At 65.8% G+C, this 12,848-nt stretch carries 6 protein-coding genes; 4 read left to right on the top strand and 2 right to left on the bottom strand.

Features of this window, described 5'->3' with window-relative positions:
• Positions 1 to 85 precede the first annotated feature (85 nt).
• Positions 86 to 1,795, bottom strand: a complete 1,710-nt coding sequence (locus VGG53_RS23165) for a DEAD/DEAH box helicase (RefSeq protein WP_331520464.1) — start codon at positions 1,793 to 1,795, stop codon at positions 86 to 88.
• Between the two features lie 81 nt (positions 1,796 to 1,876).
• On the opposite strand from VGG53_RS23165, the gene VGG53_RS23160 reads away from it, so the two are divergent.
• Together VGG53_RS23160 and VGG53_RS23155 are read left to right on the top strand one after the other, a co-directional pair.
• Positions 1,877 to 2,455 (top strand): LppP/LprE family lipoprotein, encoded by a 579-nt coding sequence (locus tag VGG53_RS23160; RefSeq protein WP_331520463.1) that lies wholly within the window; start codon positions 1,877 to 1,879, stop codon positions 2,453 to 2,455.
• A gap of 41 nt (positions 2,456 to 2,496) precedes the next feature.
• On the top strand, positions 2,497 to 5,925 hold the full coding sequence (locus VGG53_RS23155; protein WP_331520462.1) for a TM0106 family RecB-like putative nuclease: 3,429 nt from the start codon (positions 2,497 to 2,499) through the stop codon (positions 5,923 to 5,925).
• A gap of 38 nt (positions 5,926 to 5,963) precedes the next feature.
• On the opposite strand, the gene VGG53_RS23150 is transcribed toward VGG53_RS23155, so the two are convergent.
• Complete coding sequence (locus tag VGG53_RS23150) at positions 5,964 to 7,907, bottom strand: MFS transporter (RefSeq protein ID WP_331520461.1); 1,944 nt, start codon at positions 7,905 to 7,907, stop codon at positions 5,964 to 5,966.
• 323 nt (positions 7,908 to 8,230) lie between these two features.
• Between VGG53_RS23150 and VGG53_RS23145 the strand changes: the two genes are divergently transcribed.
• Together VGG53_RS23145 and VGG53_RS23140 are read left to right on the top strand one after the other, a co-directional pair.
• Positions 8,231 to 8,986 (top strand): hypothetical protein, encoded by a 756-nt coding sequence (locus VGG53_RS23145; RefSeq protein WP_331520460.1) that lies wholly within the window; start codon positions 8,231 to 8,233, stop codon positions 8,984 to 8,986.
• Positions 8,987 to 9,153: 167 nt separating this feature from the next.
• Positions 9,154 to 12,831, top strand: coding sequence for a multifunctional oxoglutarate decarboxylase/oxoglutarate dehydrogenase thiamine pyrophosphate-binding subunit/dihydrolipoyllysine-residue succinyltransferase subunit (locus tag VGG53_RS23140; RefSeq protein WP_331520459.1), 3,678 nt, complete (start codon positions 9,154 to 9,156; stop codon positions 12,829 to 12,831).
• Positions 12,832 to 12,848: the final 17 nt, after the last annotated feature.

Raw genomic sequence — 12,848 nt, 5'->3', positions numbered from 1 at the left:
ACGGCGCGGATACCGGTCAACGACGCAACCCGGTCCGGTCCGGCGACCTGTTCGAGTCCGCCCTGGGCCTCGGTGTCCGCTCTGGTCATCCTTTGTATTCCCGGCGCGGTGCGCTACGACCGCCGCGACGGATCTTGTCTGGGCTTCGATCCGCCTGCAGGTTGATCAGCACACCGGAAATGCGGGTTTTTTCAAGCGCTTTCAACGTCGAACGAGACAACTTGGCCGGCAACTCCACCAACGAGAAATCCGGCTTGATCGTGATGTGGCCGAAATCGCTGCGGTGTAGGCCACCCTCGTTGGCGATGGCGCCGACGATCGCACCCGGCCCGACCTTGTGCCGCTTGCCGACCGCGATACGGTAGGTGGCGAATCCCTTCTTGGGACCCTCGCCGGCGCCACGGGCAGATCTGTCGGGCCGGTCCGGACGCTCCTTCGGCCGGCGCTCCGGCGGCGGCTCGGGCGCCATCAGGAAGGCCTCGCCGTCACGCAATTGCGACGCCAGCGCCGCCGCGATGTCGGCCATCGGAACGTCGTGCTCGCGCTCGTAATCGGCGACCAGACCGCGGAACAAGTCGAGACTGGCCGAGCCGAGGCTGTCGGTGATGGAGTCGGCGAATTTCGCCACCCGCTGTGCATTGACGTCGTCGACACTGGGCAGTTGCGCCTCGATGAGCTTTTGCCGAGTCGCCTTTTCTATCGACTTGAGCAGGTGGCGTTCTCGCGGCGAGACGAAAAGCAGCGCCGTACCGGACCGTCCCGCCCTGCCGGTTCGCCCGATGCGGTGCACGTAGGACTCGTTGTCGTGCGGAATGTCGTAGTTGAGCACATGTGATATCCGCTCCACATCCAGTCCGCGGGCAGCGACATCGGTGGCGACCAGGATGTCGATTCCCTTGGTGCCGCCGCGTTTCAGGGCGGCGATCGTCCGCTCACGCTGGGCCTGCGGGATATCGCCGTTGATGGCCGCCGCGGAAAATCCTCGGGCGCGCAACTTTTCGGCCACCTCTTCGGTGGCCTGCTTGGTGCGGACGAAGACGATCATCGCCTCGAACTGCTCGACCTCCAGCACCCGGGTCAGCGCGTCCATTTTGCGCGGGCCGGCGACCTGGATGTAGCGCTGCGAAATGTTCTCGGCGGTAGCGGTTTTGGCTTCGACCTTGACTTCGGTCGGATCGTGCAGATATTTGGCGGTGAGTTTGCGGATCGCCGCCGGCATCGTTGCGGAGAACAACGCCACCTGCTTGTACTCCGGAGTGTCGGCCAGTATCCGCTCGACGTCTTCGGCGAAGCCCATCGCCAGCATTTCGTCGGCCTCGTCGAGCACCAAATAGTCGACGTGCGACAGATCCAGCGTTCGGCGCTCGAGATGGTCGATGACGCGGCCGGGAGTGCCGACCACCACCTGGGCGCCGCGCTTCAGCCCGGCCAGCTGCACCCCGTAGGACGCCCCGCCGTAGATCGGCAGCACGTTGATCTGAGGCAGGTGCGCGCCGTACCGGCTGAACGCCTCGGCGACCTGTAACGCCAGCTCCCGGGTCGGCGCCAGCACCAACGCCTGAGTGACTTTGCTGCCGGTGTCGATTTTCGACAGGATCGGGACCGCGAAAGCGGCGGTCTTGCCCGTCCCGGTCTGCGCCAGCCCCACCACATCCGACCCTGCCAGCAGGGCCGGGATCGTCGCCGCCTGTATCGCTGACGGCGACTCGTAGCCGACATCGACGAGGGCCTGCAACACCGACGGGTGAATGTGCAGGTCGCCGAAGGTCACCGTGTCATCGTTCGGGGAGTCCATTTCGACAAGAGTTTAGTGCTCAACTGCCACTCGGCCACGCCTGCCGCCCCGACGGGGCTGGTCAAGGTACCGTGCGGCGTTGTGTGGACACGAACCTGCGGTATCCGGCGGTTGACCGCGCTGGCCGCTGCCGCACTGCTCGCCGCGACGCTGAACGGCTGCGGATCAGGAGATTCGACCGTCGCCAAGACGCCGCAGCCCAGCACCCATCCGACCGCGGCACCACATGCCTCCGCGCCACCGCCCGCGACCGCCGCGCCGACCAGCTCGGGCCCCGTCGACCCGTGTGCGGTCAACCTGTCCGATCCCGCGATCGCGCGGGGGGTCTCTGAACTGCCCCGCGACCCCCGCAGCCAGCAGCCGTGGAACCCAGAGCCGCTGGCCGGCAATTTCAACCAGTGCGCGCAGCTGTCAGCGGTCATCGTCAAGGCCAACACGAATGCCGAAAGCCCCAACACCAGGGCGGTGCTGTTCCATCTCGGCAAACTGATACCGCCACAGGGCGTGCCCGACACGTACGGGTTCAACGGGATCGACAACTCGCAGTGCACCGGCGACACGGTGGCGCTGAGCTACTCCGGCGGTATCGGCTTGCCCAGCGTGGTGAAGTTCCGTTGGAACGGCAACGGGGTGGAGTTGATTGCCAACGCCGGAGCCTGACGCGCCGAATCCTGTCGGTAGGTCGGCTTACAGTGGCTGCTGTGTTCATGGCAGGCGACAGCATCATCTACAGCGCATCGGATCTCGCATCCGCCGCTCGCTGTGAATACGCCCTGCTGCGGGAGTTCGACGCGAAACTCGGACGGGGTGAGCGCGTTACCGTCGAGGACGAATTGCTCGCGCGCACGGCGTCTCTCGGTGACGAGCACGAGCAGCGCCGTCTCGACCAGCTGCGTGAGGAATGCGGCGGCGGAGTCGTCGTCATCGGCCGTCCGGCATTCACCATCGCGGGCATCACCGCGGCCGCGGCAGCGACTCGGCGGGCCATCGAGGACGACGCGCCGGTGATCTACCAGGCCGCGATGTTCGACGGCCGCTTTGTCGGATTCGCCGACTTCCTGGTGCGCCACGACGGGCAATACCAGGTTTCCGACACCAAGCTGGCCCGCTCGGCGAAGGTTACCGCGTTGCTTCAGATCGCTGCCTACGCCGACGCGTTGAGCCAGTCCGGCATCCCGGTGGCCCCGGAGGCCGAGTTGGTGCTCGGCAATGGCACCGCGGTCAGCTACCGCATCGACGAACTGGCTCCGGTCTACCGCGAGCAGCGCACCCGATTGCAGCAGTTGCTCGACAACCACTACGCGGGCGGCACCCCGGTTCGCTGGGAAGACGACGACGTACGCGCATGTTTCCGCTGCCCGTCCTGCGAGGAGCAGGTGCGCGCCACCGACGACCTGTTGCTCGTCGCGGGCATGCGGGTTACTCAGCGCGCCAAGCTGATCGACGCGGGCATCACCACCCTCGCCGAATTGGCCGAACACCGCGGCCCGGTTGCAGGCGTCTCCGCGCGCACAGTGGACACGCTGGCCGCGCAGGCCAGACTGCAGATTCGCCAACGCGATTGCGGCACACCGCAGTTCGAGGTTGTCGACCCGCAGCCGCTGGCATTGCTGCCCGAACGCGGCGAGGGCGACCTGTTCTTCGACTTCGAAGGCGACCCGCTCTGGACGGCCGACGGCGTCGACTGGGGCCTGGAGTATCTGTTCGGTGTTCTCGAAGGCGGAAAGTCACCCGGCTTCCATCCGCTGTGGGCCCATGACCGTCCAGACGAACGAAAGGCACTGATCGACTTCCTGGCTTTGGTGGCCAAGCGGCGCAAGCGGTTTCCCAACATGCACGTCTACCACTACGCCGCCTACGAGAAGACGGCGCTGCTGCGTCTCGCCGGGGGCCACGGAGTGGGTGAAGACGAGGTCGACGACCTGTTGCGCAGCGGGACATTAGTCGACCTGTATCCGATTGTGCGCAAGAGCATTCGGGCAGGCAGCGAGTCGATCAGCCTGAAGGCGCTGGAGCCGCTGTATATGGGCGCGCAGCTGCGTTCGGGCGATGTCACCACGGCCGCCGACTCGATCACCCAATATGCGCGCTACAGCGAGCTGCGCGCCAACGGCGACGTCGACGAGGCGGCTAACGTACTCAAGGAGATCGAGGACTACAACCGCTACGACTGCCGGTCCACCCGCGAGTTGCGGGACTGGCTGCTGTTGCGGGCATTTGAAAGCGGCGTCACCCCGATCGGTGCCCAACCGGTTTCAGACGGCGGTGACATCGAGCCGGCCGATCCGCTTGCCGAGGCGCTGCAGGAGTTCGCCGGAGTTGCCGCGATCGGCGACCGCACGCCCGAACAGACCGCGGTTGCCCTGGTGTCAGCCGCACGCGGCTATCACCGACGTGAGGACAAGCCGTTCTGGTGGGCGCATTTCGACCGGCTGAACTATCCGGTCGACGAATGGGCCGACCAGACAGACGTCTTCATCGTCAGCGACGCGCAAATCGCGGTTGATTGGGACAAGCCGCCGAGGGCGCAGAAGCTACAACGTCGGCTGCAGTTGACCGGTGAACTGGCGCGCGGCGCGATCAACCGTGACGTCTACGCGCTCTACGATCCGCCGGCCCCGTCCGGCCTGAGTGAGAACCCCGATCGACGCGCGGCCGGTCGCGCCGAGGTCATCGAGGTCGACGATCCGACGGTGCCGACCGCGGTGGTCATCTGCGAACGAACTCCGAAGGACGGCAGCACTTTTCATGAATTGCCGTTCGCGCTGACGCCGGGCGCGCCGATCGGGACCAAGCCGCTGCGGGACGCGATCGAGACCACGGCCGCCCAGGTTGCCGCCGCCCTGCCGCAACTCCCCCGCACCGCCGTGTTCGACATTCTGCTGCGTCGATGCCCACGGACCCGTAGCGGCGCGCACCTTCCCCGAGACCACGACGCTGTCGACGACATCACCGCCGCCCTGCTCGATCTGGACTCGTCATACGTGGCGGTGCACGGTCCACCCGGCACCGGCAAGACTTACACCGCCGCGCGCGTCATCACCCGACTGGTCGCCGAGCACGGCTGGCGTATCGGGGTCGTCGCACAATCGCACGCCGTGGTAGAAAACCTGCTCGGTTGCGCGATCGACGCCGGTATCGATCCGCAGCGGGTCGCCAAGAAGCGATCCGACCGCCAAGGCGTCCGCTGGCAACAGATTGACGAGAAGGAATACCCCGGATTCATCACCGGCACCGGGGCTTCTGGAGGATGCGTGATCGGCGGTACAGCCTGGGACTTCGCCAACCCGAGCCGGGTTCCGCCGGGCAGCCTCGATCTGCTGGTGATCGACGAGGCCGGCCAGTTCTGCCTGGCCAACACGATCGCCGTAGCGCCGGCGGCCGCCAACCTGCTGCTGCTCGGCGACCCCCAGCAGCTGCCGCAGGTCAGCCAGGGCACCCATCCCGAGCCGGTCGACGGGTCCGCACTGGGCTGGCTGGTCGAAGATCACCGCACCCTGCCCGTCGAACGCGGCTACTTCCTGGACTGCACGCATCGCATGCATCCGGCGGTCTGTGCACCGGTATCGGCGCTGGCCTACGAGGGCCGGCTGCAGTCGTACAGCGACATCACCGCCGCGCGTCGGCTCGACGGATATCCGCCCGGGGTGCATGTGATTCGTGTCCGCCACGACGGCAACGCAACCGAGAGCCCGGAGGAAGCCCAAGCCATCGTCGCCCACATCGAAACCCTGGTGGGCTCGGCGTGGACAACCGAGCACGGCACCCGACCGTTGACGTCTGCGGACGTACTGGTACTGGCCCCCTACAACGCGCAGGTCGTACTGCTGCGCCGACAACTGGCCGCCGCGGGACTCGGCGACGTCCGGGTTGGGACCGTCGACAAGTTCCAGGGCAGCGAGGCGCCGGTGGCGATCGTCTCGATGACGGCCTCGTCCGTCGAGGACATTCCGCGCGGAATGGCGTTCCTGCTCAACCGCAATCGGTTGAACGTTGCGATCAGCCGGGCACAGTATGCGGCCGTGCTAGTGCGGGCTGAGTCCTTGACCGACTACCTGCCGGGCGCCCCCTCCGGTGTGGTCGACCTCGGTGCATTCCTGGCTTTGACAGCCTCCGGTGCGCCGGCGTAAGAGCTTGTCGGAGCAGCGAATTCGCGATCGCCGAGCCGCTAGAATTCAGGATACGAATGCCGCCCGTTGCCGTCGTCGGGATCCGCGCGACGGTGCCTGTTGCGAGGCGGACGGTGATGGCCGTTGCGGAAATCCTCTCGCGGGGAGAATTCCTCGATCGGCCCGAAACGCTGTTCGTCGTCGTCGACGCGGAAACCGTTGTGGGCGAATCTGATTGGCTCAGCGTCTGACGCAGGCTCGTCGAGCAAATGCTCGATCCGGACGCTCAGCGGTTCGGTTCGAGCCTCGTTGGCATGTTCACCAGCCGGCCGGACCGCCGCGCGCGACGACGAAACTGCGGGCGCCGGCGGCAGGGTGTATTCCACATAGTCGTCGTCATCGTCGAAGCCATCCCGAAAGCCGTCAAAGCCGACGTCGAAATCGTCTGCGGCGCTGGGTCCTACCCGAACACGCCGGGTCGGCGCATCCAGGCTGTCGGACAACGGCGCATCGCCGGCGAGTGCGCGCGTATCGCCGGCTGCCGACGGCCCGGCGGCACCGATCAAGAACAGCGCCGCCCCAACCCCGAACAGCGCAATGAATGCCGGCAGCAACATCGACTGCGACATCGCGGCGGCGAAAGGCTCGCGCAGAAACGCCGGCATCTGCAAGGCCATGCCCCCGCCGCCCGGGGGACCCGACGCCCCGTGGGGCAGCAGCGGCATTTCGGTGGTGATCCGCGACGTCATGAAGGAAGCCATGCCGGCACTGCCCAACACCGCGCCGACCTGGCGAGTTGCGTTGAACACACCAGAACCCGCGCCGGCAAATTGCGGCGGCAGGTTACGGGTGGCGGTCGCGGTCAGCGGCGACCAGATGAACGCCATGGCCACACCCAGGACAACGAACGGCAAGACCAGTTCCCAGATGGCGGTGGAGGGCGTCATCACGATCGACAGCCAGGTAAGGCCGATCGCCAGGGCCGAAAAGCCGAATCCGACGATCGGAGCCGGATGAGACCGGTCGACGATCCGGCCTACGAACGGCGCGAGCACACCGCCGGTGATCGCCATCGGCGCAGTCAGCAGGGCCGAGCGGGTCGGCGACAGTCCGCACACCGCCTGCGCATAGAACATCAGCGGCAAGATCATTCCGGTAGCGGCGAATGCGATGACTACCGCTGCGATGTTGGCAAGGCTGAAGTCGCGGTCACGGAAGATCTCGAGCGGCATCAGCGGCTCTTGGGTGCTGACCGATTGCCAGTAGACGAACGCGGTCATCAAGCCGATGCCCGCGACGAGCACCGCCCAGATCCACGGCGCCCACCCGCTGGACTGCCCTTGCTGAAGCGAGAAGACGATCAGGAACATCCCCAGCCCGGACAACCCCACACCGACCAGGTCGAAGCGGTGGTGGTGGGTGGGCAACTCGGGAATCAGCCAAACCGCCAGGCCCAGCCCGATCAGACCAATCGGCACGTTGACGAAGAAAATCCAGGCCCAGCCCAGCGCGTCGACCAACACACCGCCGGCCAGTGGCCCGACCAGCGTGGCCAGGCCCGCAGTGGCACCCCAGACGCTCAGCGCCACCCCGCGGCGTTCCGAGGGGAAGATGCGGGTGATCACCGACAGCGTCTGGGGGCTCAGCAGCGCGGCCCCGATCCCCTGCACCACCCGGGCGACGATCAGCATGCCGATGGTGCCCGACAGGCCGCACCACAGTGAGGCGGCGGTGAAGACGGCCAGACCGATCAGGTAGAGGTTCTTCGGACCGAACCGGTCACCGAGTCGACCGGCCACCAGCAGCGGAACCGCGTACGCGAGCAGATAGGCGCTGGTCACCCAGATGACCGTGTCGTAGCCGGTGCCGAGCTTGACCATGATGCTGGGGTTGGCGACCGCGACGATCGTCGAGTCGAGCAAAATCATGAAGAAGCCGACGATCATCGCCCACAACGCGTTCCACGGGTTCACGTGGTCGGCACGCTGGGTCGACGTCGTCATATCGGGTGCCCTGGTAGCAGCGCCAACACCGAGATACCCAACGAGTTGAGTTGGTAGGCCATCGACTATCCGTCTAGCTCGGCGGGCCGCCCCGGCTCATCGGCGGGCCGGGCATGACGCCGCATCGTCATCGAACGTGTCAGGTCGAATTATTCCGAACGGACTATTCGCGCGCCACCTGCCCCCACGTTTGCTGGCCCCGGCGCTAGCCTGAGATAGCACGTCACTGCCCGCAAAGGAGCCGGGCAATCAGACCCGCCCGGCGACGATGCGGCTGCGAAGCGGCCCGCGGAGGAACCGGGCCATCAGACCCGGAGGCATTCATGAGCGTCCGTCGGACCCGGTCATCGGCCGACTCGCTGTCCGCCACCACCGAGGGAAAGCCCAAGAGGTCGGCGCGGGCGTTGGCCAGCATCATCGAGCGCAGCTCCCGCATCCAGGGACCCGCTGCGGCGGCGTACGTGGACAGGCTGCGCCGCGCGGATCCGGATGCCGGCCCTGCCACCATCGTCTCGAGGCTGGAGAGGCGTTACCTGGCCGCCGTGACGGCCAGCGGCGCAGCGGTGGGTTCGACTGCGGTGCTGCCGGGGTTGGGCACCCTGGCTGCGCTCTCGGCGGCCGCCGGCGAGACTGCGGTGTTCCTGGAGGCCACCGCGTTCTACGCACTGGCGATCGCGGGCGTATATGGCGTTTCAATCGAAGAGCGGGAGCGCCGGCGCGCGTTGGTGCTGTCGGTGCTGGTCGGCGATGACAGCAAGCACGCGATGGCCGAACTGATCGGCGGCGGTCGAACCAGCGGGGCCTGGCTTTCGGAGGGCGTGGCGTCACTGCCGATGCCCGCGTTGTCGCAGCTGAACTCGCGGTTGCTCAAGCGGGCCGTGAAGCGGTACACCCTGCGGCGCGGCGCGCTGCTGTTCGGCAAGATCCTGCCGGTGGGGATCGGCGCCGTCATCGGCGCTAGCGGCAACCGGATGGCGGGCAAGAAGATCGTGCGCAACACCCGCAACGCGTTCGGGACGCCGCCGGCCCGGTGGCCGGTCACCTTGCACCTGCTGCCGACGGTTTCCGACGCAGGTTGAGCGCGAGGAGCCGGTCCGAAGTCACATGGCGGATCGCCGTCGAAGGGTTAGCCTTTATGGGGCGGCCCGTCAGAGCCGGGCAATCCAGTGAGAGGCCGAATCGTATGCACGGAGTGGCAAGCGTGGCATAGCGCTTCCGGACAGAGGAATCGAGGCGAGCAGCTGCTGTGAGCAGTTCGAGTTCACCATTCGGGCAGAACGAATGGCTGGTCGAGGAGATGTATCGCAAGTTCCGCGACGACCCTTCCTCGGTCGATGCGAGCTGGCACGAGTTTCTGGTCGACTACAACCCCGAACCGACCGGCGACGCGCCAGCTGACGTGAAGCCGGCCGCACTGGCTCCGCGGGCTCCGGCTCCTGCTCCGACACCGGCGGCGCCCGCCACACCGTCCGGGTCCGGCAACGGCGAGGTGAGCGCACAGGCGCCCGCAGCCAAGCCGGCCGGCCCGGCACCCGGCGACGGTGACGAGGTCCAGGTGTTGCGGGGGGCGGCGGCCGCCGTCGTGAAGAACATGTCGATGTCGCTGGATCTCCCGACAGCGACCAGCGTGCGGGCCATCCCGGCCAAGCTGATGATCGACAACCGCGTGGTGATCAACAACCAGCTCAAACGCACTCGCGGCGGCAAGATCTCGTTCACTCATATCCTGGGCTACGCACTGGTGCAGGCGCTCAAGAGTTTCCCGAACATGAACCGGCACTTCGCCGAGATCGACGGCAAGCCCAACGCGGTCACCCCCGCTCACATCAACCTTGGTCTCGCCATCGACTTGCAGGGCAAGGACGGCAAGCGATCGCTGGTCGTTGCGGGCATCAAGCGTTGCGAAACCATGAGTTTCGCCCAGTTCGTCGCCGCCTACGAAGACATCGTCCGGCGTGCCCGCGACGGCAAGCTGACCGCCGAAGACTTTGCCGGCGTGACGATTTCGCTGACCAACCCCGGCACCATCGGCACCGTGCACTCGGTGCCGCGGCTGATGGCAGGCCAGGGCACGATCCTCGGCGTCGGCGCGATGGAGTATCCGGCCGAATTCCAGGGCGCCAGCCCGGAACGCATCGCCGAACTCGGTATCGGCAAGCTGATTACCCTGACCTCGACCTACGACCACCGCATCATCCAGGGCGCGGAATCCGGGGACTTCCTGCGCACCATTCACCAGCTCATTCTCGCCGACGACTTCTGGGACGATCTGTTCCGGGAGATGGGCGTGCCCTACTTGCCGATTCGGTGGAGCACCGACAACCCCGACTCGATCGTCGACAAGAACGCCCGGGTGATGGAGTTGATTGCGGCCTACCGCAACCGCGGACATCTCATGGCCGACATCGATCCACTTCACTTGGATACCACCAGGTTCCGCAGCCACCCTGACCTCGAGGTGCTCACGCACGGGCTGACACTGTGGGATCTCGACCGGGTGTTCAAGGTCAACGGGTTCGCCGGTTCGGAATACAAGAAGCTGCGCGACATTCTGGGCCTGCTGCGCGACGCATATTGTCGACACATCGGTGTCGAGTACACCCACATCCTCGACCCGGAACAACAGGAATGGCTGGAAGAGCGTGTCGAGACCAAGCATGTCAAGCCGACGGTGGCCCAGCAGAAGTACATCCTGAGCAAGCTCAACGCGGCCGAGGCCTTCGAGACGTTTTTGCAGACGAAGTACGTTGGGCAGAAGCGATTCTCGCTCGAAGGCGCCGAGAGCGTCATCCCGATGATGGACGCGGCGATCGACCAGTGCGCCGAGCACGGGCTCGACGAAGTGGTCATCGGGATGCCGCACCGCGGCCGGCTCAACGTGCTGGCCAACATCGTCGGCAAGCCGTACTCGCAGATATTCAGCGAGTTCGAAGGCAACCTGAACCCCGCTCAGGCGCACGGCTCCGGTGACGTCAAGTATCACCTCGGCGCCACCGGTGTGTATCTACAGATGTTCGGCGACAACGACATTCAGGTGTCGCTGACAGCCAACCCGTCGCACCTGGAGGCGGTCGACCCCGTGTTGGAGGGCCTGGTCCGGGCCAAGCAGGACCTGCTCGACAAAGGCGAGGGCGAACGCGGTAACTCAGTAGTGCCCATGATGCTGCACGGCGACGCCGCCTTCGCCGGTCAGGGTGTGGTCGCCGAGACGCTGAACCTGGCCAAACTGCCCGGCTACCGGGTCGGCGGGACGATCCACATCATCTGCAACAACCAGATCGGCTTCACCACCGCCCCGGAGTTTTCGCGATCCAGCGAGTACTGCACCGATGTGGCAAAGATGATCGGGGCGCCCATCTTTCACGTCAACGGCGACGACCCGGAAGCCTGCGTGTGGGTGGCCAAGCTCGCCGTCGACTTCCGGCAGACGTTCAAGAAGGACGTCATCATCGACATGCTGTGCTACCGCCGCCGCGGACACAACGAGGGCGACGACCCGTCGATGACGAACCCGTACATGTACGACGTCGTCGACGTCAAGCGCGGCGTTCGCAAGACGTACACCGAGGCGCTGATCGGCCGCGGCGATATCTCGATGAAAGAGGCCGAGGACGCGCTGCGCGACTACCAGGGCCAACTGGAGCGGGTCTTCAACGATGTCCGGGAACTGGAGAAACACGGCGTCCAGCCAAGCATGTCGGTGGAGTCCAACCAGATGCTCGCCGCCGGCCTGGACACCGCGGTGGACAAGGCATTGCTGGCCCGCATCGGCGACGCATTCCTCGACCTGCCAGAGGGATTCGACGCTCACCCACGGGTGACACCGGTCCTGGAGAGGCGCCGGGAGATGGCCTATGAAGGCAAGATCGACTGGGCCTTCGGCGAGTTGTTGGCATTGGGTTCGCTGGTGTCCGAAGGTAAATTGGTGCGGCTGTCCGGACAAGACACCCGGCGTGGCACATTCTCTCAGCGGCATTCGGTGATCATCGATCGTCACACCGGCGAAGAGTTCACCCCGTTGCAGCTGCTGACCACAGACCGCGACGGCAATCCGACCGGCGGCAAGTTCATGGTCTTCGATTCGCCACTGTCGGAATATGCCGCCGTCGGCTTCGAGTACGGCTACACGGTCGGTAACCCGGACGCATTGGTGCTGTGGGAGGGCCAGTTCGGCGATTTCGTCAACGGTGCGCAATCGATCATCGACGAGTTCATCAGCTCCGGCGAAGCCAAGTGGGGCCAGCTGTCCAGCGTGGTGCTGTTGCTGCCGCACGGCCATGAGGGGCAGGGGCCCGACCACACCTCCGGCCGCATCGAGCGCTTCCTGCAGTTGTGGGCGGAGGGTTCGATGACGATCGCGGTGCCTTCGACCCCGGCTAACTACTTCCACTTGTTGCGCCGGCACGCCCTCGATGGAGTCCAACGTCCGCTGATCGTGTTCACCCCGAAGTCGATGCTGCGCAACAAAGCCGCAGTCAGCGATATCAAAGACTTCACCGAGGCGAGGTTCCATTCGGTGCTCGAGGAGCCCACCTACGAGGAGGGCATCGGCGACCGTAACAAAGCGACCCGAATGTTGTTGACCAGCGGCAAGATCTACTACGAGCTGGTGGCGCGCAAGGCCAAGGACAATCGGGACGACGTTGCCATCGTGCGTATCGAACAGCTAGCACCGCTGCCGTGGCACCGGCTCACCGAGACGCTGGAGCGCTACCCGAACGTCAGCCAATACTTCTGGGTGCAGGAGGAGCCGGCCAACCAGGGCGCATGGCCCCGGTTCGGCCTGGAGTTGCCCGAGCTGTTCGGAGACAAACTGACTGGGATCAAACGGATTTCGCGCCGCGCCATGTCGGCGCCGTCATCGGGTTCGTCGAAGGTGCACGCCGTCGAACAGCAGGAGATCCTCGATGAGGCGTTCCGCTAGGCGCGAAAGTGCATCTA

The organism is Mycobacterium sp. (assembly GCF_036490025.1).
Classification (GTDB): domain Bacteria; phylum Actinomycetota; class Actinomycetes; order Mycobacteriales; family Mycobacteriaceae; genus Mycobacterium.
Note: the sequence above shows the minus strand (reverse complement) of the source record. Positions and strands in the feature narration are given on the sequence as shown.